This is a genomic window from Rhizobium sp. NXC24, assembly GCF_002944315.1.
GTDB lineage: Bacteria > Pseudomonadota > Alphaproteobacteria > Rhizobiales > Rhizobiaceae > Rhizobium.
Window position 1 is genome coordinate 1,783,466 of sequence record NZ_CP024311.1, and the last position, 20,010, is coordinate 1,803,475.

At 59.2% G+C, this 20,010-nt stretch carries 18 protein-coding genes and 1 tRNA gene; 9 read left to right on the top strand and 10 right to left on the bottom strand.

Annotated elements, in window-relative coordinates; translation table 11 throughout:
- Nucleotides 1-89: 89 nt before the first annotated feature.
- On the bottom strand, nucleotides 90-962 hold the full coding sequence (locus NXC24_RS08790; RefSeq protein ID WP_104822934.1) for an ATP-binding protein: 873 nt from the start codon (nucleotides 960-962) through the stop codon (nucleotides 90-92).
- 206 nt (nucleotides 963-1,168) lie between these two features.
- Between NXC24_RS08790 and yajC the strand changes: the two genes are divergently transcribed.
- From yajC to NXC24_RS08815, 5 genes are all read left to right on the top strand, one after another.
- Complete coding sequence (gene yajC, locus NXC24_RS08795) at nucleotides 1,169-1,516, top strand: preprotein translocase subunit YajC (RefSeq protein WP_104822935.1); 348 nt, start codon at nucleotides 1,169-1,171, stop codon at nucleotides 1,514-1,516.
- A gap of 166 nt (nucleotides 1,517-1,682) precedes the next feature.
- Nucleotides 1,683-4,220 (top strand): protein translocase subunit SecDF, encoded by a 2,538-nt coding sequence (secDF, locus tag NXC24_RS08800; RefSeq protein ID WP_104822936.1) that lies wholly within the window; start codon nucleotides 1,683-1,685, stop codon nucleotides 4,218-4,220.
- Nucleotides 4,221-4,224: 4 nt separating this feature from the next.
- Nucleotides 4,225-4,611, top strand: coding sequence for an Mth938-like domain-containing protein (locus NXC24_RS08805; RefSeq protein ID WP_104822937.1), 387 nt, complete (start codon nucleotides 4,225-4,227; stop codon nucleotides 4,609-4,611).
- Between the two features lie 17 nt (nucleotides 4,612-4,628).
- The gene (locus NXC24_RS08810) at nucleotides 4,629-5,489 is read left to right on the top strand and encodes a phytoene/squalene synthase family protein (RefSeq protein WP_104822938.1); all 861 of its coding nucleotides are present in this window, start codon (nucleotides 4,629-4,631) and stop codon (nucleotides 5,487-5,489) included.
- A gap of 75 nt (nucleotides 5,490-5,564) precedes the next feature.
- Nucleotides 5,565-6,026: a hypothetical protein gene (locus NXC24_RS08815; protein WP_104822939.1), complete on the top strand. Its 462-nt coding sequence runs from the start codon at nucleotides 5,565-5,567 to the stop codon at nucleotides 6,024-6,026.
- 6 nt (nucleotides 6,027-6,032) lie between these two features.
- On the opposite strand, the gene trmFO is transcribed toward NXC24_RS08815, so the two are convergent.
- The 3 genes from trmFO to NXC24_RS08830 all read right to left on the bottom strand — a co-directional run bounded on the left by trmFO (nucleotide 6,033) and on the right by NXC24_RS08830 (nucleotide 8,190).
- A complete protein-coding gene (gene trmFO / locus NXC24_RS08820; protein ID WP_104825082.1) occupies nucleotides 6,033-7,469 on the bottom strand; it encodes a methylenetetrahydrofolate--tRNA-(uracil(54)-C(5))-methyltransferase (FADH(2)-oxidizing) TrmFO in 1,437 nt (478 codons plus the stop codon).
- A 113-nt stretch (nucleotides 7,470-7,582) separates the two neighbouring features.
- Complete coding sequence (locus tag NXC24_RS08825; protein WP_065091553.1) at nucleotides 7,583-7,726, bottom strand: DUF1127 domain-containing protein; 144 nt, start codon at nucleotides 7,724-7,726, stop codon at nucleotides 7,583-7,585.
- A gap of 317 nt (nucleotides 7,727-8,043) precedes the next feature.
- A complete protein-coding gene (locus NXC24_RS08830; protein ID WP_007690983.1) occupies nucleotides 8,044-8,190 on the bottom strand; it encodes a DUF1127 domain-containing protein in 147 nt (48 codons plus the stop codon).
- A 904-nt stretch (nucleotides 8,191-9,094) separates the two neighbouring features.
- Between NXC24_RS08830 and NXC24_RS08835 the strand changes: the two genes are divergently transcribed.
- From NXC24_RS08835 to tig, 4 genes are all read left to right on the top strand, one after another.
- Nucleotides 9,095-10,249, top strand: a complete 1,155-nt coding sequence (locus tag NXC24_RS08835; protein WP_104822940.1) for a DUF2157 domain-containing protein — start codon at nucleotides 9,095-9,097, stop codon at nucleotides 10,247-10,249.
- Nucleotides 10,246-10,863, top strand: coding sequence for a GDYXXLXY domain-containing protein (locus tag NXC24_RS08840; RefSeq protein WP_104822941.1), 618 nt, complete (start codon nucleotides 10,246-10,248; stop codon nucleotides 10,861-10,863). The genes NXC24_RS08835 and NXC24_RS08840 overlap by 4 nt, the downstream gene beginning before the upstream one ends.
- Nucleotides 10,864-11,007: 144 nt before the next feature.
- Nucleotides 11,008-11,092 (top strand) — tRNA-Leu (locus NXC24_RS08845).
- Between the two features lie 274 nt (nucleotides 11,093-11,366).
- Nucleotides 11,367-12,866, top strand: coding sequence for a trigger factor (tig, locus tag NXC24_RS08850; RefSeq protein WP_104825083.1), 1,500 nt, complete (start codon nucleotides 11,367-11,369; stop codon nucleotides 12,864-12,866).
- 349 nt (nucleotides 12,867-13,215) lie between these two features.
- Here tig and sthA read toward each other — a convergent pair whose 3' ends face one another.
- The 6 genes from sthA to phaC all read right to left on the bottom strand — a co-directional run bounded on the left by sthA (nucleotide 13,216) and on the right by phaC (nucleotide 19,879).
- The gene (gene sthA, locus NXC24_RS08855) at nucleotides 13,216-14,619 is read right to left on the bottom strand and encodes a Si-specific NAD(P)(+) transhydrogenase (RefSeq protein ID WP_104822942.1); all 1,404 of its coding nucleotides are present in this window, start codon (nucleotides 14,617-14,619) and stop codon (nucleotides 13,216-13,218) included.
- 104 nt (nucleotides 14,620-14,723) lie between these two features.
- Complete coding sequence (locus tag NXC24_RS08860) at nucleotides 14,724-15,320, bottom strand: dual specificity protein phosphatase family protein (protein ID WP_104822943.1); 597 nt, start codon at nucleotides 15,318-15,320, stop codon at nucleotides 14,724-14,726.
- A gap of 260 nt (nucleotides 15,321-15,580) precedes the next feature.
- Nucleotides 15,581-16,393: a DNA repair protein RadC gene (gene radC / locus NXC24_RS08865; RefSeq protein ID WP_104822944.1), complete on the bottom strand. Its 813-nt coding sequence runs from the start codon at nucleotides 16,391-16,393 to the stop codon at nucleotides 15,581-15,583.
- A 42-nt stretch (nucleotides 16,394-16,435) separates the two neighbouring features.
- Nucleotides 16,436-17,272 carry a type I methionyl aminopeptidase gene (gene map, locus NXC24_RS08870; RefSeq protein WP_104822945.1) on the bottom strand — a complete coding sequence of 279 codons (837 nt, stop codon included), beginning with the start codon at nucleotides 17,270-17,272 and terminating at the stop codon, nucleotides 16,436-16,438.
- A 2-nt stretch (nucleotides 17,273-17,274) separates the two neighbouring features.
- Entirely contained in the window at nucleotides 17,275-18,024 is a 750-nt protein-coding gene (sfsA, locus tag NXC24_RS08875) for a DNA/RNA nuclease SfsA (RefSeq protein WP_104822946.1), read from the bottom strand.
- Nucleotides 18,025-18,037: 13 nt separating this feature from the next.
- Nucleotides 18,038-19,879, bottom strand: coding sequence for a class I poly(R)-hydroxyalkanoic acid synthase (gene phaC / locus NXC24_RS08880; RefSeq protein ID WP_104822947.1), 1,842 nt, complete (start codon nucleotides 19,877-19,879; stop codon nucleotides 18,038-18,040).
- Nucleotides 19,880-20,010 lie beyond the last annotated feature (131 nt).

Consider the following 20,010-nt stretch of genomic DNA (forward strand, 5'->3'; position numbering starts at 1 on the left):
CTGGGATCCGCTCTTTGCGCATTAGGTTCTTAATTTTGCGCATGTCGTTGTCGCACGGCCGCTGCGCGACATGATTTGGAAGGCGATGGTCAATCCCGCTCCAGCACGATCCGCTGCCGACCGGCAAGATCCTGGATATATTGCCACGCCACGCGCCCGGAGCGGGCGCCGCGTGTCGTTGCCCATTCCAGCGCCTCGTGATGCATCTGGGCGCGATCAAGCGTGAGCTTGAAATAATCGGCATAGCCGTCGATCATCTGCAGATAATCTTCCTGACTGCACTTGTGGAAGCCGAGCCAGAGACCGAAACGGTCGGAGAGCGATACCTTTTCCTCCACCGCTTCCGAAGGGTTGATGGCCGTCGATTGCTCGTTTTCCATCATATGCCGCGGCAGCAGGTGGCGGCGGTTCGATGTGGCGTAGAACAGCACATTGTCCGGCCGGCCTTCGACACCGCCGTCCAGCGCCGCCTTCAGCGATTTGTAGGCGGTGTCGTCGTGATCGAAGGAAAGGTCGTCGCAGAAGACGATGACCCGATGCGGCGTGGCTTTCAGGATATCGAGCAGTACCGGCAAGGAGGAAATATCCTCTCGATGCACTTCGACCAGCTTCAGCGAGACGCCGGTGGCGCGGCGCACATCCTCATGCACGGCCTTGACGAGCGACGACTTGCCCATGCCGCGCGCACCCCAGAGCAAGACATTGTTGGCGGCGAAGCCTTCGGTGAAGCGCAGCGTATTTTCGTGTAAAATGTCGCGCACATGGTCGACGCCCCGGATGAGGGTCAGCGCCACGCGGTTCGGCCGGGCAACGGGCTGCAGATAGAGCCGGGTAGGGGCCCAGACGAAGCAATCGGCAGCGTCCCAATCGTTGACGGCCGGTGCCGGGCCGGCGAGGCGTTCAAGCGCGTCGGCGAGGCGGCGGACTTCCGCAAGGATCAGCGTGTTTTGATCTTCGGTCACCGTTTTTCCTCCAGAACGTTAGTCGGGAAAGGAGTAAAATGCTCCCTGTCTTGGCGGGTACCATGCTCCTTTCGGGCCCGAAAGGCTAAGAGGCCTGGAAAACAGTACGGTCCGCGGCTGTTTTTGTTGCATTCGCGATGATCACAACTATATTCCGGCCACCTGACGCGGGGCCCGTTCCCGCAAGGAGTTCAAGGGAGTTCTCGATGTTTATCACCAACGCATATGCGCAGAGCGCGACAGATTCAGCCGCAAGCGCCTTTGGCGGTTCCGGCTTTGAAATGATCATCCTGTTTGTGCCGCTGATGGTGGTTTGGTATTTCCTTCTTATCCGCCCGCAACGCGCACAGGCGAAGAAGCGTGAGGAAGTCCTGAAGAATATCCGCCGCGGCGACCAGATCGTCACGAGCGGCATCGTCGGCAAGGTCACCAAGGTCGTCGACGACAAGGAACTGGAAGTCGAAATCGCCGAAGGCGTCCGCATCCGCGTTGTGCGCAGCGCCATCACGGAAGTCCGCGTCAAGGGCGAGCCGGTCAAGGCTGACGCTGCGTAAGGTTTGACGGGCAGGTGGGGCCGAGCAGCTTGCCACGCCAGCGTGCAGTTTCGAAAATCGGATTCGACTTTCGAAGAGAACTGTGCGCAAATTCAAAGTGTTACTGCGCCTTTGTGTGTCCCGGTGATTGTGGGGGCGCAGTGAGAAGCCAAAACTCGAGAGAGCGATGCTGCACGTCTCCTGGTGGAAGACCGTCCTGATCTGGTTCGCCGTTCTCTTGAGCGTTCTCCTTGCCGTGCCCAATCTGCTCAGCGATCAGCAGCTCTCCTCTTTTCCGGCCTGGTTTGCGCGAAGCAAAGTCGGACTCGGGCTCGATCTTGAGGGCGGTTCACATATCATGCTCAAAATCGAGCGTGGCGATGTCGTCCGGGATCGGCTGGAGACTGTTGTTGGCGATATCAGCGCCAGGCTGCGCACGGTCAATATCAGCTATTCCGGTCTTACCGGCACTGGCCAGAAGATCCAGCTCCGCATCAACGATCCCGCGCAGGTGCAGGCTGCTGTAACTGCCTTGAAGCCGATCACCAGCGGCAAGACGGGAGTGGTCTTATCGCAGGGCGACAATGGTGCCCTGACCGTCGATATTACCGATGCCGGCATCGATGAGCGTGTCTCTGCATCGATGACGCGCTCGCTGAAAGTCATCCGCAATCGTATCGCTCAGTTGGACGTCGGTGAGCCACTGATCCGCCGGCAAGGCGCGGATCGTGTCGTCATTCAGGTGCCGGGCCTTGCCGATCCGCAGCGCCTGAAGAACCTCCTGAACCAGCCAGCCCAGCTCAGCTTCCGTCTGATCGATCAATCCATGTCGGTGCAGGATGCCATCAATGGCCGCCCGCCCGCCGGTTCGGAAGTGCTGTTTTCCGAAGATGACCCTCCAGTTGGCTATCTCGTCCAGAAGCAGCCTCTCCTCTCGAATATCGACTTTGCCGATGCTGTGGCGGTGTCCAACACCCAGAACAATAACGGCAATATCTCCGTCAAACTGACGGCCGAAGCGACCACCCGTTTTGCACAGACGACGGCTGCCAATCTCGGCAAGAATGTCGTGGTCGTGCTTGACGACCAGGTCATCTCGGCGGCCGCCTTGAAGACCGCAATCACCACCGGCGATATCGATATACCCGGTGATTTCACGGCGCAGGGCGCGCAGGATCTCGCCGTCATGCTGAAGTCCGGGCCATTGCCCGCGACGCTGACGACGGTCGAAGAGCGAACCATCAAGCCCGGTTTGGGCAATGAAACGATGCGCTCCGGCATAACCGCTTGCATTGTTGCCGCCATTTTCGTTGCCGCGCTGATGATCGGCTTCTACGGACTGCTCGGCGTCGCCGCGACGATTGCACTTGTCATCAACATCATCATGGTTCTGGCAATCATGGGGCTGTTCGGCATCACGCTGACCTTGCCCGGGATTGCCGCCATCGTTCTCATCATTGGTATCGCGCTCGATGCCAATGTGTTGATCTACGAACGCGTCCGGGAAGAAGAAAAGAAGACCCATCTTCTCGTCGACGCGTTGCGCCACGGCTTCAACCGAGCCGCTGCCACCGTAGCCGATGCCAACCTCACGCTGCTCATCGTCGCGGCCATCCTCTTTTATGTCAGCAGCGGCGCGGTGCGCGGCTTTGCCGCGACCTTGATAGCAGGCGTTTTCACCACCTTCTTTACCGCTTGCTTCGTGACGCGTTCGCTCGTCGACGCCTGGATTTCGCATCGCAAGCCGCGCGTGCTGCTGGCGGGTGTGCGAAGCGGCATCTTCGACGGCGCCAATATTCGCTTCATGGGTATCCGCCGCTATTCGTTTACGGTGTCGGCGGCGCTGTCGGTCGCAACCCTGCTTGCCTTCGCAACGATCGGCATGCATCTCGGTATCGATTTTACCGGCGGGTCGATCATCGAAGTTCGCGCCAAGCAGGGCGTTGTCGATCCGGCCAATATTCAATCGCGTCTGCAGGACGTCGTTCCGGGCGATGTACAGGTCGAGCGGCTCGACGATCGGCTAAGTGCGGTGATCCGAGTGCATGCGCAGCAGGGCGGCGAGAACGCCGAACAATCCGCCGTGACCCTCGTGCGCGACGAACTAGGCAGGGAATACGACTTCTCCCGTGTCGAGGTCGTCGGCCCTGCCGTTTCCGGCGAAATCAGCGCGACGGCGTCGCTTGCGGTTCTCGCGGCGCTGGCTGCGATCCTCATCTATATCTGGCTGCGTTTCGAGTGGCAGTTTGCCGTTGGCGCGATTGTCGCCACGCTGCATGACGTCATCCTGACGCTGGGCCTCTTCGTGCTGACCGGCATGGAATTCAACATGACGGGCATTGCGGCACTTTTGACCATCGTCGGCTATTCGCTGAACGATACCGTCGTCGTCTATGACCGGATGCGCGAGAATCTCAGACGCTATTCGCAGATGCCGTTGCCGATTCTGATTGATGCCTCCATCAATCAGACGCTGTCGCGCACGGTTCTGACCTCGGCGACGACTTTGCTGGCGCTGCTCGCGCTCTGTATATTCGGCGGCGAGGTGATCCGCTCCTTCACCTTCGTCTTGCTCTTCGGCGTCGCGGTCGGCACCTTCTCTTCGATCTATATTGCGGCCCCGGTCCTGATCGTCTTCAAGCTACGCCCGGATAGATTCCAGGCTGGCGGCGAAAACAAGGGACAGGCAGGCGGCGACGTTCAATCAGGCAAACCAGCGGTGTGACAAAGTGGCAAAAGGCATAGAAATACGGAACGCGCATTTTCCCGGCCGCGCACCGATCGACGCTTATGGCAATGGCGGTTTTCGATTTGCCGACATGTCGCATCGCGGCTCGCTGCTCTGCCTGCCCTCCGGCATTTACGGCTGGGACATGACGCTGGAGGATGCGTTGACGCCGGCGCATTTCCAGAAAGTGCTCGATGAGGCTGCCGAGATCGAGGTGTTGTTGGTCGGCACCGGCCTGGAACTGCGGCCTTTGCCATCGGAGCTGAGGGCGGCTTTCCGCGCCAGGCAGATTTCTTCCGATTCGATGAATACGGGAGCGGCGGTGCGCACATTCAACATCATGCTGGCCGAGTCGCGCGCCGTTGCCGCGGCGCTGATCGCCGTTTGACGAGGATCAGGCAGGGCATGACGACATTAGCTGCGCCCCGTAGCAACCAGGATCTTTGCCTGGCGACGCTTCGCGACACCGATCGCGACCGCTATCTTGCCTGTCTGCTGGCGCCGGAGGATAAGCGCGGCGCTCTCGCCGCACTCTACGCCTTCAATGCGGAGCTGGCGCGCATCCGCGATTTGGTCCACGAGCCATTGCCGGGCGAAGTGCGCATGCAATATTGGCGCGATCTGCTCGAGGGACAGGCGCATGGGTCGAGCGCGGCCAATCCCGTGGCTGCCGAGCTGCTCGCCGCGATCGAGCTGCATCGCCTGCCGCGTCAAACGCTGATCGATATGATCGATGCGCGCATCTTCGATCTCTACGACGACCCGATGGAAACGCGCGGTACGCTGGAAGGCTATGCCGGCGAGACGGCGTCGGCGCTGATCCAGCTTGCGAGCCTCGTGCTGTCGCCGGAGGATGCCCGCCGCTCGGCCGACGCTGCCGGCCATGCCGGCGTGGCACAGGCGATTGCCGGGCTGCTGTTGCTGATGCCGATGCACCGCCATCGCGGACAGCTCTATCTACCGTTGGAAATCTTGACGGCAACCGGTCTCGATCGAGATGCTTTTCTCGCTGGCGAGGACAAGGCACGCATTTCTGCCGCCATCGAAGCTTTCGCCGGCCTCGGCCGTGAGCATCTCGCGAAGGCGAGAGCTGCCGGCAATATTTCGCCGGCGGTATTTCCGGCTTTCCTGCCGGTGGTTCTGGCAGAGCCGGTGCTGAAACGCGCGCAGGCGCTGGGCGCCGACCTGTTCGATCGATCGTTCCTGCAGCCACAATGGCGCCGGCAGATGCGCATGGCTCTGGCCTCGGTGACCAGGAAAATCTGAAACTGACCACGTTCGCGCAAGTCTCAGAGCTTATAGAGATTGCCGAATATTTGCCCGCATCCCAGGAGAGCCGCTATGGGCATCATCGTCTGGTGCATACTCTTTGCGATCGTCGTTTTCTTTGCCTTCTTCGCAACGCGCATGGCGTCGCAGAACAAGGAAGATGGTCTGCACGATACCGGTCTTGCCATTCTGGAGTTCGGCCGCGCTTTTCCGACGGAAGCCATCCGGCAATTGCAGACCACGGCCAATGGCCAAGCGGTTTTCGTGCGCTTGCATGATGACAAGGCCGGCTTCATGCGGAGCCTGCGCAATCACTTTGCCGTTCATCTGATCGAGCCGGGCAGGGCACATGCCAAGGATTCGGGAAGCGGTCGCGGCTTGACCATCGATTTCCTGGACGCCCCGCACCATAACGGCACATTCGAATTCGCGACGCCCGCGGAGGCAGCAGAGGTCTCACTCTGGCTGCTCGGCAATTATGTTGCGAGCGATGATTCCAAGTCCTCGGCTACCAAGCCAGCGGCAAAGGCCTAAAGAGGCTCAGGCGCTTTTGATGATCGCGGGTGCCTGAACCCCCAGCCACGCAGCGCAATCCGCCAGTGCCCGCTTGGCGATCAGTTGCCGTTTCATGATCGTCTTGTCCTTGCCGCGGAAGCGCTTGACGCCCTCCGGCTTGACGATCGAACCCGGTTCCAATTCCGGAAACAGCCCGAAATTGATGTTCATCGGCTGGAAGGAGCGCTTGCCCGGCTCTTCATCGGAAACGATATGGCCGCCGGTAATGTGGTTGAGCAGCGAGCCCAGCGCCGTCGTGTCTGGCGGCAGGGACGGCGACTCGCCCCTGTGCTCGGCTGCCGCGAAGCGACCGGCCAGCAGACCGATGCTGGCGCTTTCGACATAACCTTCACAACCGGTGATCTGGCCGGCAAAACGCAGGCCCCGCCGCGATTTCAGCGAGAGCGAGCGGTCGAGCAGCGTCGGCGAATTGATATAGGTGTTGCGATGCAGGCCGCCGAGCCGTGCGAATTCGGCATTCTCCAGGCCTGGGATCAGCCGGAAAATCTCGGCCTGCGCGCCATATTTCAGTTTCGTCTGAAAGCCGACTATGTTGTAGAGCGTGCCGAGCGCATTGTCCTGGCGTAGCTGTACGACCGCATAGGCCTTGACGCCGGGGTTATGGGCATTTGTCAGGCCCATCGGCTTCATCGGCCCGTGGCGCAACGTCTCGCGCCCGCGCTCGGCCATGACCTCGATCGGCAGGCAGCCGTCGAAATAGGGCGTGCCTTCCCATTCCTTGAAACCAACGGCGTCGCCGGCGATCAGCGCGTCGACGAAGGCGTTATATTGGGCTTCGTCCATCGGGCAGTTGATGTAGTCCTTGCCCGTGCCGCCCGGTCCCACCTTGTCGTAGCGGGATTGGTGCCAGCAAATGTCCATGTTGATGCTGTCGCGGTAGACGATCGGCGCGATGGCGTCGAAAAAGGCAAGTGCGTCCGCGCCCGTCTCTGCCTGGATGGCACTGGCAAGCCCCGGCGCGGTCAGAGGCCCGGTGGCGATGATCGCCCGACCCCACTCCGTCGGGGGCAGGCCCTGGACTTCCTCGCGAACGACCGTGATCAGAGGGTGGTTTTCGATCGCCTGCGTTACCGCCTCCGAAAATCCGTCGCGATCTACCGCCAACGCGCCGCCGGCGGGAACCTGATGCTTATCGGCGCAAGCCATGATCAGCGAGCCGGCCAGGCGCATTTCCGCATGGATGACGCCGACCGCATTGCTGGTCGCATCGTCTGAGCGGAAGGAGTTGGAACAGACGAGTTCGGCCAGACCGTCGGTCTTGTGCGCCTCGGTGCCACGCACGCCACGCATTTCATGCAGGATGACGGGCACGCCGGCGCTGGCGATCTGCCAAGCGGCTTCGGAGCCGGCAAGGCCGCCGCCGATGACATGGATGGGAGAAATGGAGTTGGTATTTGTCATGCGCGCGTCATTACCACGGGCAGGCCGGCGATCCAATTGCTTTACGCGGAAGCCGGAATCAAAAACGGCGCCGAAGAGCGCCGTTTTGAAGCAGTCCACTCAGTCCGTTGCGATTAACGGAAAGAGCGGGAAGCGATGTTGCGGATTTCGTAGCGGCTAACGCCGATATCCGACAGGGTCTGGCTGGAGAGGTTGCCGAGCTCGTTCAGGGTGCGGCGATAGCTAATCCAGTTCTTGGCAATACGAAGCGGGTTCATTTTCTTGTCCTCAGTCATCTAGTTGCGAGCGGCACGATTGCCGCCTCAGCGCTTGATATTCATATAGGCGCGAGAACGAATATTTTGCAGTGCAAATAAAAAGCGTCTGCTATGCATTTGTGCAATATGACGCCCAAAAAGCCATCACTGCCCAAATTTTATATGACATGTTAGAGCGTATGACTTGAAGCGTGGCAGTGATTGCTTGCGAGGGCAAACGGCGTGCACAAATGACGCGCAAAAAAGAACGCCCGCCGCGGTTGTCCGCAACGGGCGTTGTGTAGGCTGTCGCTATTTTAGCGAAGCCAATCCGGCAGTTAGCGGCCGGTGGCTTCGCGAGCTACGCGATGGATGTCCGAACGGTCGATGCCGAGGTCGTGCAGTTCGCGAGTGCTCATGCGGCCGAGTTCGGTAACGGTCTGACGGTACTTGCGCCAGTTGTTGAAAGAGCGGGTCAGGTTCATTTTATATCCCTTTCGAGGATTTGGAGATCTCGTCGGTTCCGCGATTGGTTCCGTCCTCGATCTGATGAATGCGAATATATGCTGCACTGCGAAAATCAAAAAGAGCGATTGCTACATGCCACCTATGCGCAAGATGCAATCCAATAGGGGGGTTGGTTAACGCGGTGACCGCTTTTTGTGCATAACGGAGTTGCGCGAAAGCAGCCATTTGGCATGCAATTGGTTGAATTTGCGAACTTTAGCTCAAATCATGAGCAATTGATCGGGCGCCGCCCATCCGCGGTCGGATCCATATCATCCTGCGAGCCCGTAACGGATTGTAGATCGCTAGAGATTGAGCGCACGAGAAAATTCCCGTTGCCGCATGCTTTGCGCTCTTCCAAATCCTTGAGCCGCCTAAAAGGGGCGCGCAAACGATCTCCGCCGATTCGTAGGGCAATAACCGATTTAATGGGAGATAAAAAATAACGCCCACCGCGGGAGGAGGATGCGGTGGGCGTCATTTGTGGTGATTGACGACTGGGAGGAGGAGTGTCGTCAATCCATCGGAGCGCACTGGGAGGAGGAGTGTGCGGCTCCGAATTCTATATGAGGAATTCATCCTCAGGCTCTTTCCGGCTTTCGCCGAAGCGGCGCGCCACGCCGTCCTTCGATGCTCATAAAATAGTATGACTTTTGATTTTTGTGCAGCGCAATAATTTCATAGGAGGTATGCTTCATATGCATACGTTGACGCGCATCAATACCGCAAACGACCATTATGCGAAGTAAGCCTTAACTCTGCATTAACACGGTGCGGCCTTGCGCGAAGCTCGGCCTGTTTTGAAACGCGAAAGAGCGACCTCGATCGCACCCATTTTGTGATAAGACACTCAGGGATGTTGGAATCGCTGTCAGGGGCGCGATGTACCGGGCTAGGCTGGAGCGTGATCTTAAGGTCTGGGTGAATAAGGGGTTGGTCGATGGGCCGGCAGCGGCAGCGATTCTCAATGAATATGACAGCCGCCCGGCAAGCTTCAGCCTTGGCCGCGTGCTCGCCGTCATGGCGGCGCTGTTAGTCGGCGCCGCGATCCTGTTGTTCGTCGCCTCGAATTGGGAGGCGATTCCAAGGATCGTCAGGCTCTTAGGGCTTATAGCGCTGATCTGGGCCTTTTATCTTGGCGGCGCCTATTCATTCGCGCGCGGCCACCCGGTTCTCGGCTCGGCGGTGCTGATTCTCGGTACGATGAGTTTCGGCGGCGCCATGTCGCTTGTCGGCCAGATGTATAATCTATCCGGCGACGAGCTGACGATGATGATCGTCTGGTTCGCGGTTGCCGCCGTCGCTGCCGTATTGTTTCGCTCGAGCGGGCAGGTGGCACTTGCCGGCTTCCTCGCTTGGGGCTTTTGCGGCTTCTATCTTTGGGATCATTTCGACGTTTGGTACGGCATCATGCCCTGGGCGCCGCCGGTTATGGCGGCCGTGCTGATCGCCCTTGTCCGATACGTCGATGCGCCAAGATCCCGGCATCTTGCCTATCTGATGCTTGTTGGCTGGCTGACTTGGATTTTCGCACAGTATGAGAGCCTGCATGCGGCTATCCTGCTTGCTACTGCCGGCATGATTGCCTTCCTGGCCGCCAGCCTCCAGATCTCGCCATTGACGCGGATCGCACGCACTGCCGGGGCAGCGCCGGCCTTCTACAGCTTCCTCATCGCTGCCATCGGTCTCTTCGCAATTCATGGAGAGATCAGCGACGGCGTTTTTGAGAATAATATATGGGTTGCAAACAAGCTGCCTCTCATCGTGATCGCTTTCGCGACGCTCGCAAGTGCGATCGTTGCCATCATTCTGAGCGGCCGCGATAACGGTGCTGTGCGCTATCTCGCTTATGTCGTCTTTGCCGGTGAAATCCTCTATCTCGCCGGCGAGACGGTCGGTTCGATCATAGGCACATCGGGATTCTTCCTGATCTGCGGTGTATTGGTCGCGATCGCCGCCTGGCTGGTCATCCGGTTGGAGCGGCGATTTTCCCATCATGACGGCGCTGAGAGTGACAGGCAGGGGGCGCGGGCATGACGATGACAGCCGAGCCGGGCACCGTTGTACGCAATGTCAGCCGCCGCATGTGGATTGCCGCTATGATCGTCGCAGCGCTGCAGACGGCCATCCTCGGCTATATGGTTGGCGAGCGGGCTTGGGGCCTGCGGAGCGGCGTCGAGGTTCTGTTGAAAACCGCCCCGATCGATCCGCGCGATTTGCTGCGCGGCGACTATGTGACGCTGAACTACGATATTTCGCGAGTGCCGGTGTCGACCGTGATCGGCGGAGTGCCGACGGAAAATCGGAAAAACCAGATTTTGTCCGTCCGCCTGAAGAAGCAGGATGACGACTATTGGGGCATCATCGAATCGTCCTTCGGGGCACTGGAGCCGAAACCGGACACGGTCGTTCTCAAAAGCCTGCCTTTCGACTATTTTTCTTACAGCGATAGCGCGCCGTCGCACGCGACGATCTGGGTCACCTACGGTATCGAACGCTATTATGTGCCTGAAGGCGACGGTCGTACCATCGAGGATGCGCGCAATCACGACCGCGTCGCGATTGCCGCCCGCGTTTCGTCCGATGGCGCGGCGCATATCAGAAGCCTGCTTCTCGATGGCAAAGCCGTCTACGAAGAGCCGCTTTACTGACAGCGTTTCCCTATAAAACCAAACAAGGTTCATGGACGGTCGTAGAACCGTCATTTTTCCTTTGCGTGGTTGAAAACGGGTGATATAGAGACGCCGCGCTCCGGAAGGCCCCATGGGCAGGCATTGCCGTGCGGTTTTGGGAACGCGGGTATGGTGAAATTGGTAGACACGCCAGATTTAGGTTCTGGTGCCGCAAGGCGTGGGAGTTCAAGTCTCTCTACCCGCACCAAGGCTGCCTTGTGGACGGGAGAGGCTTAACGGTCTGTCTCCTGACCCGCGGTGGACGCGCCATTTTGCCTAGAGCATCCCGCTTTCTGATGGAAAGTGGACAAGATGCCCTAGATTCCGAGAGGAAGAGCGACCTTTGCGCATTCGTTCGAACGCGCGGCGCTCTAGCAAAATGATGAGGAATTGCATCCAAGCCACGCTCGGGATTTTCCGGCGTCGTGCTCATCGAAACGAACGGCTGTCTGGGCACGGCCGCCATGAATGAAGGTAGGACAATGCAGGTTATCGAAACGCTCGCTGAAGGGCTGAAGCGCGAAATCAAGGTGGTCATCCCGGCCAAGGACATGGAAGTTCGCATGAACGAGCGCCTGGCCGAGGTCAAGGACAAGGTCCGTATCAACGGTTTCCGTCCGGGCAAAGTGCCGGTTGCGCATCTGAAGAAGGTCTATGGCAAGTCGATCATGGCCGACCTCGTCAACGAGATCGTTCGTGACCAGCCGCCGGCAATCCTGACCGAGCGCGGCGAAAAGTCGGCAACCCAGCCGGAAATCGCCATGACCGAGGACAAGGACGAGGCTGAAAAGATCCTCGCCGCTCAGGCCGATTTCGAATTCACGCTCTCTTATGAAGTCATCCCGGCAATCGAGCTGAAGTCGGTCAAGGGCATCAAGGTTACCCGCGAAGTTGCCGAAATCGGCGAGGACGAAGTCACCGAGCAGATCCTCAAGATCGCTGAAAGCGCCCGCAGCTACGAGACGAAGAAGGGCAAGGCCGCCAACGGCGACCGCGTCACCATAGACTACCTCGGCAAGGTTGACGGCGAAGCCTTCGACGGCGGCAAGGACGAAGACGCTCAGCTCGTCCTCGGCTCCAACCGCTTCATCCCGGGCTTCGAAGAGCAGCTCGTCGGCGTCAAGGCGGACGATGAAAAGACCATTACCGTGACGTTCCCGGCCGACTACCCGGCCAAGAACCTTGCCGGCAAGGAAGCCACCTTCGACATCAAGGTGAAGGAAGTCGCAGCTCCCGGCGATATCGAAATCAACGACGAACTCGCCTCCAAGCTCGGCATCGAATCCGCCGACCGCCTGAAGGAAATCGTCCGCGGCCAGATCGAAAGCCAGTACGGCTCCGTCACCCGCCAGAAGGTCAAGCGTCAGCTCCTCGACCAGCTCGACGAGATGTACCAGTTCGACACCCCTCAGAAGCTGGTTGAAGCAGAATTCGCCAGCATCTGGCGTCAGATCCAGACCGATCTCGATGAATCGGGCAAGACCTTCGAAGACGAAGACACGACCGAAGAAAAGGCACGCGAAGAATATCGCAAGCTTGCCGAGCGCCGTGTCCGCCTTGGCCTCGTTCTCTCCGAAATCGGCGAAAAGGCCGGCGTCGAAGTGAGCGAAGACGAAATGCAGCGTGCGCTCTATGCGCAGCTCCAGCAGTTCCCGGGCCAGGAAAAGGAAATCCTGAACTTCTTCCGCAACACCCCCGGCGCTTCCGCCAACCTGCGCGCGCCGATCTTCGAAGAAAAGGTCATCGACCACCTGCTAACCGAAGTCGACGTCACCGACAAGACCGTTTCCAAGGAAGCGCTGCTGGCTGACGACGAAGCTGAAACGGAAGACAAGCCGGCCGCCAAGAAGGCTGCTCCGAAGAAGAAGGCTGCTGCCAAGGCTGAAGCAATCGAAGTCGCCACCGAAGGCGAAGAAGCTGCCGCCGCTCCGAAGAAGAAGGCCGCTCCGAAGAAGAAGGCTGCTGAAGACAGCGCCGAATAATTCGGATTTGCTCCGGAACTGATCAGAGCCCTGCCGTTCGCGGCGGGGCTTTTTTTTGTGCAGATCAGGGAAAAACTCCCTCTCCCCGTCAAAACGGGAGAGGGGCTGGGGTGCGGGGCAACAAACTATCCGCGAAGACTGAAATCTAGGATTTGGGAGCAGGCGCGAAGCGCAGGTCAGACGCTTCAGCGTCATTGTCCGATTGGCGCAGAACACGGGCACGTTGGGTTATCTCAGATTTCGGGCCACGCAATTGACGGTCCCCGCGGAAAGCCTCTCACCCTAACCCTCTCCTCGCAGGCGGGGAGAGGGACTCCCCCTCGATCCGTCGCGCTTGCACAGCCTCTACTCAAAGCTCCGACTTGATATCGCCCATGCGGTTCCATGCATCCAGGCCGGCGATTTTGTAGGCTTCGGCGAGCGTCGGGTAGTTGAAGGTGTTTTCGACGAAATATTCCACCGTGCCTTTGAGGTTCAATACCGCCTGGCCGATATGGACGAGTTCGGTCGCGCCTTCGCCGACGATGTGGACGCCGAGAAGGCGGCGGGTCTTCAGCGAGAAGATCATCTTCAGGAGGCCGGTGTCGAGGCCCATGATATGGCCGCGCGACGTCTCGCGGAAACGGGCGATGCCGCACTCGTAGGGAATGTGACGTTCCTTGACCTCTTCTTCGGAAAGACCGCAGGTGGAGATTTCCGGCACGGCATAGATGCCGTAGGGGAAGTATTTCGGTGGCTCCTTGGCGATGGCACCGACGGCGACGCGGGCGGCGATGCGGCCTTGTTCCATCGAGGTTGAAGCAAGGCTCGGAAAGCCGACGACGTCGCCAGCCGCAAAGATATGCGGGACGTTGGTGGCAAAGGTTTCGGGATTGACGCTGAGGCGGCCGCGATTGTCCGCCTCGAGGCCGGCAGCAGCCAGATTGAGCGTGTCGGTGGCACCCATGCGGCCGGCGGCAAACAGCACCATGTCGGTGATGATGCGGCGACCATTGTCCAGCAACAGTTCCACCTTGCCGTCCTGGCGGGTGACCTTTTCGGCCTTTTGCCCCAGCAGCAGCTTCATGTTGCGGTCGCGTAGCTGATAGATGAAATCCTCGACGATTTCCTTGTCGATGAAGTCGAGCATCGTCGATTTCGGATCGATCAGCGTCACCTGCGTGTCGAGCGCGCTGAAGATCGTCGCATATTCGATTCCGATGACGCCGGCGCCGATGACGACCATCGAACGCGGCAAATCCTCGATCTCCAGCAATTCGTCGCTGTCGAGAACGGTCTTGCCATCGAAGGGCATATAGTCGGGACGGAAGGGCTTGGTGCCGACCGCGAGCAGAATGCTGGCGCCCGTGACATGGACGACTTCGCCGTCGTCCTTGACCACCTGCATGGTCTGCGGATCGACGAAGCTCGCCTTGCCGCGTATATGCTGTACCCGGTTGCGAGCGAATTGATGCTCCAGAACTTCGACTTCATGGTCGAGAGTGATCAACAGGCGGCGACGCAGGTCCGCGGCGCTGATTTCCTGCTTCACGCGATAGGCGCGGCCGTAGAAGCCGCGTTCGCGCCAGCCGGAGAGATTGAGCGCGGTCTCGCGCAGCGTCTTCGACGGAATGGTGCCGGTATGGACGGAGACACCCCCGACACGCTTGCCCTGTTCGATCACCAGCACCCTCTTGCCGAGCTTGGCGGCCTGAATGGCGCCTCTGCGGCCTGCGGGGCCGCTGCCCACGACTATGAGATCGAATTGGTCCATCGGAAGCCTCGGGTGATTGGATTTATGGAATCAATGTCGCAACGCAACATGCTGTCCGTCAACCGGTAGCGGCTCAATGTTACAGATTATCTAACAGGAAATGATCAGGAGCTGGAAAGGCCGAGCCAAGGCTCCAGCTTTTCGAAAGTCCGGTCCATGGCATAGGCATGGGTGAAGGAAAGCGGCAGATGTCCGTAGATGATCGACATCTGATCTTCCGCGGCCGCTTCGCCGGCTTTGGCGATAGCAGCGAGATAGAGGGCCGAGGCAAGCCCCGTGCGATCTGCGCCGGCCTGGCAATGGATCAACAACGGCTTCGGCGCATCGCGCATGATCTCAACAAGCCGCGCTGCCTGCTCCTGGGTCAGCTCGTGGCCGGAGGACATGCGAAAATCAATATGATTGATATTGAGTTCCTTCGCCTGGGCGACTTCGTTGTCGTACCAGGTGCGGCCGCTATTGTCGCCGCGCAAGTTGATGATGGTCTTGATACCATATTGCTTCTGCAGTTCCGCGATCGTCGCCGGCGATGGCTGAGAAGAGCGGTAGACCTCGCCTGCGATGACGGGATGGAAATTCGTCGTCCACAGCATATGGGCGTAGAAGCCGCCGGCAATCAGCGCAAAAGGAGAAAATGCAAGAAGGACACCACGACCGATGCGGCGCAGACGACCAGAAAGCAGCAATGACGTCTTCGGCATGTAGTCTCCGGGGTACGCCGCAGCTCGAGCGGATAAGGCGCAAACAAAACAATCGCTTCCGTGTGCAAACGCACCGATCTGGAGGCGTTATCCTTGTGTCAGAACATCCTGACAAATACCTGAAAAGCGCAAGGGGAGGTGCTGAGGCAGGAAACTATCGATAGGTCAGAATTCAACGGTATTGCTTATGTCGTAAAGTATAATAAAAACAAATTATTATGCGGGTATTCTGATGTTGCAATCTATCCAGAGGTGTCGATTCAGACTAGCCGCAACGCCCTGAAGCTGACATGGCCGTTCTTGCCGATGATAATATGATCGTGAACGGTGATACCCAAAGGGCCGGCCGTGTCGATGATCGTCTTTGTCATGTCGATATCGGCGCGCGAGGGTGTAGGGTCGCCGGAAGGATGGTTGTGCACGAGAATCACGGCCGTGGCCGAGAGTTCGAGCGCACGTCTGACCACCTCGCGCGGATAGACCGGCGTATGGTCGATCGTTCCCAAACCCTGCACCTCATCCGCGATCAGGGCATTGCGCTTGTCGAGAAACAGGATTCGAAATTGTTCGCGCGTCTCATGCGCCATTGCGGTGTGGCAATAGTCGATCAGAGCCTTCCAGGAGGAGAGCACCGGCTTGCCCGTCAGCTCGCTTTTCAGCATGCGCTGCGCCACGCTTGCCACCAGCTTCAGATCGAGCGCCACGGCTTCGCCGACGCCGCTGATTTCCTGCAGCAGATTGGCCGGCGCGCCGAAGACGCCGCCGAGCGTGCCGAAGCGAGCAAGCAGCGCCTTGGCGATCGGCTTGGTGTCGCGGCGCGGAATCAGCCGAAACAGCAGGAGTTCGAGGATTTCGTAATCGGCAAGCGCCGCATTGCCCCCATCGCGATAGCGATTGCGCAGGCGTTCCCGGTGACCGTGATAATGAGCCTCGGCATTGGCCGGCACGCTCGGCGGCTTCGCCGGTTTGTCGCGCAGCGCGGTTTTGGTGGATTGATGGGCGAAAAACAGCCGCTCGTCGAAAAGCGGAGCTTCTTCAAGGCTATCCGTCGCGCCGCCGCTATCGATGGGCATGTCGCCATGTCCGGAGGAAGAAGCGGGGCGCTTCGCCATGCATTACCCCTGCAGCGGTGGCAGGCCGGGACGGTCGAGGCCGCCGGGCGACAGGGTGAAGATCTCGCAGCCGGTGGCAGTGACACCGACGGTGTGCTCATACTGCGCAGATAGCGAGCGATCTCGGGTGACTGCCGTCCAGCCGTCGCCAAGCACTTTCACATGCGGTCGTCCGAGATTGATCATCGGCTCGATGGTGAAAATCATGCCTTCACGCAGTTCCGGGCCCTCGCTGGCGCGGCCGTAATGCAGGATGTTCGGGGAATCATGGAAGAGGCTGCCGACGCCGTGGCCGCAGAAATCGCGCACGACGGAGCAGCGCTCCGCTTCGGCATAGGCCTGGATCGCTTCGCCGATTGCGCCGGTGCGAGCACCGGGACGCACGGCGGCGATGCCGCGCATTAGCGATTCGTAGGTCACTTCCAGCAGCCGCTCCGCCGAGCGCTTGATCTCGCCGACGGGATACATGCGGCTGGAATCGCCGTGCCAGCCGTCGAGCACGTAGGTCACGTCGATATTGACGATATCGCCGTCGCGCAGCGGCTTGTCGTTGGGAATGCCGTGGCAGACGACGTGATTGATCGACGTGCAGGAGGATTTCATATAACCGCGATAATTCAATGTCGCCGGGTAGGCGCCATGATCCATGCCGAATTCGAAGACGAAGCGATCGATGACATCAGTCGGTACGCCAGGCCCGACGATGGCGGCCAGTTCGTCGAGGCAACGAGCGGTCAACTGGCATGCCTTGCGCATTCCTGCGAAAGCGTCGGGGCCGTAGAGGCGGATGGCGCCTGTGTTTTTCGACGGCGCCGTTGCCGCTTCGATGTAATTCACCATGATCAGCCTTCAGCAGAAATCTTTATACTGGTATTTAATGCAGCTATGCCGGGTTCGTCTATCGGGATCAACCCTGCGGGCGTTATTTCCGTCGGCGAGACCTTGCATTTGACAGCATAGACTTCGACGCCGCGCTTCAAAGCTCGCTCAAACGCCGCGGCGTAGACGGTATCGAGATCGCCACAGACGCGAAAGCGCCGGCAGTCGTGCCGCTGGATCACGAATAGCATGACGGCGCGGTATCCCGCTTGCGCCATATCGCCGAGTTCTTCGAGATGCTTGGCGCCACGGGCTGTCACCGTATCGGGAAATTCGGCAAGGCCCGGCTGGCGCATGAAATGCACATTCTTGACTTCGACATAGGTGGTTGTCCTCAAGGGATCGTTCAAGAGCAGGTCGATGCGGGAATTGCGGCCGTAATTTTGCTCACGCCGAACGGTCGTGTAGTCGCCGAGATCGGAAATCTGCCTGAGCGCGATTGCCTCCGCCGCCAACCGGTTCGGCATGGCGGTGTTGACGCCGACCGTGGTGCCATCTGCTTCGATCAATTCGAAAACGTGCCGATATTTACGCTTCGGACTGTCGTGTTCTGAAAGCCAGATGCGCGAACCGGGTGTTGTCAGGCCCTGCATCGAGCCGGTGTTTGGGCAGGAGCCGGTGATGATCTCGCCGCTCTCCAGTTCGGCATCGAAAAGGAAGCGTTTATAGCGGGCGATCAGCCGTGCGGGGACGAGGGGCGGGTCGAACAGCATGAATGGTCGCCGCTTAGGCGCGTTCCATGACGAAGCTGCCGGGTGCTTCCTCAATGGCGTTCAGCGCCGCGCCACCTGGCTTGCGGGCGGGAACCATGCGGCTGTCGTTGCCTTTGATCCATTCAAGCCAATGCGGCCACCAGGAGCCCGGCGTCTCCTTGGCTTCGCCCAGCCAATGATCGTAATCGCCCTTGACCGGGCCGCCGGTCCAGAACTGATATTTGTGCTTGTCCGGCGGATTGACGACGCCGGCGATATGACCGGAGCCAGTCACCACGAATTCCACTGGCCCGCCGAAGAACTGACTGCCGATGAAGACGGATTTCGCCGGTGCGATGTGATCCTCACGTGTTGCCAGATTATAGACGGGTATCTTGACGTCCTTCAGCGACAGCTTTTTGCCGTCGAGCACCATCTTGCCCTGGCTCAAAGCATTGTCGAGATAGCAATTGCGCAGATAAAATGAATGGTTGGCGGCCGCCATTCGCGTGGAATCGGCGTTCCAGAACAGAAGATCGAAGGGTAGGGGTTCCTGGCCCTTCAGATAGCTGTTGACGAAATAGGGCCAGATCAGCTCCGAGGCGCGCAGCATGTTGAAGGCTGTCGCCATTTTCGAGCCCTCGAGATAGCCGACCGCCTTCATCTGCTCTTCCAGCGCCGAGATCTGCTCTTCATCGACGAAAACCTTGAGATCGCCGGCAAAGGTGAAATCGACCTGCGTGGTCAGGAAGGTGACGGTGCGGATGCGTTTGTTCTTTTCCTTGGCATGCAAAGCAAGCGTTGCCGCCAGCAGCGTACCGCCGACGCAATAACCGACGGCATTGACCTCTTTCTCGCCGGTTGCCTTCTCAATCTTATCGAGCGCGAAATCGATGCCTTCGCGCGCATAGGACGTCCAGTCCTTCGCCGCGTGGCGCTTATCCGGGTTCACCCAGGAGATGACGAAGACCGTGTGCCCCTGTTCGACACACCATTTGATGAAGGATTTCTGCGGGTTGAGATCGAGAATGTAGAATTTGTTGATCCAGGGCGGGCAGATCAGCAGCGGCCGCTTCAACACTTTATCCGTTGCCGCTTCATATTGAATGACCTGGCAGACATCGCTCTGCGCAATCACCTTGCCGGGCGTCAATGCCATGTCTCGGCCAACAGCGAATTTCGTCATGTCGGTCTGGCGCAACCGCAATTCGCCGCGACCGGCGCTGATATCCTCGGCAAACATTTTCATGCCGCGCACGAGGTTTTCAGCGTTGGAAGCGACAGTCTCGCGATAAAGCTGCGGATTGGTGGCGACGAAATTGGCCGGCGATAGCGCCGCGGTGATCTGCTTGGTGTAGAAGGAGGCCTTGTGGCGTGTGTGTTCGTCCAGCCCTTCGGCGTCGGTGACCATCTTGTCCGCCCAACCGGCGGTCAACAGATAGGTTTGACGCAGGAAATCGAAGAAGGGATTTTTCTGCCAATCCTCGTCGGCGAAGCGCCTGTCTTTGACCGGTTCAGGCTCGGGTGCCGAATCACCGCTGAGGCGCTGCATGGTTTTCGTCCATAGGCCGAAATAGCCGGATAGCAGATAGGTCTGTGCCTCCAATGTCCGGCGCGGATCGGAAAGCCAGTATTCGCTGACCTTGGAAAGCGTCTTGACGATATCGGTCATCGGATCGGCGACGGTGTCGACCTTCTCGCCGCGCTCGCGCGGCGCAAGCCATGCGGAAGCGGCCTTGCCGAGATTTTCCAACGCGCGGGCAAAGTTGACGGCCATCGCCTCGGGATCCCTAACGATGTAAGGCTCGACTGACTTAGGGTCGAAGCCGGCAAAGGCGCCGTTGCCTTCACTATGGTCCCGCTTGCTGTCGGTCACGCATCATCCTCCCGGCGGCAGCTCTCTTTGTTTTCCATTTGTACATCTTGCGGGAAAAGGAATACAAGTCGAATGAAACGCAACCCTGCTCTTGCTTTGCTGCTGCGACAAATTTAACAGTCGCAACCCAC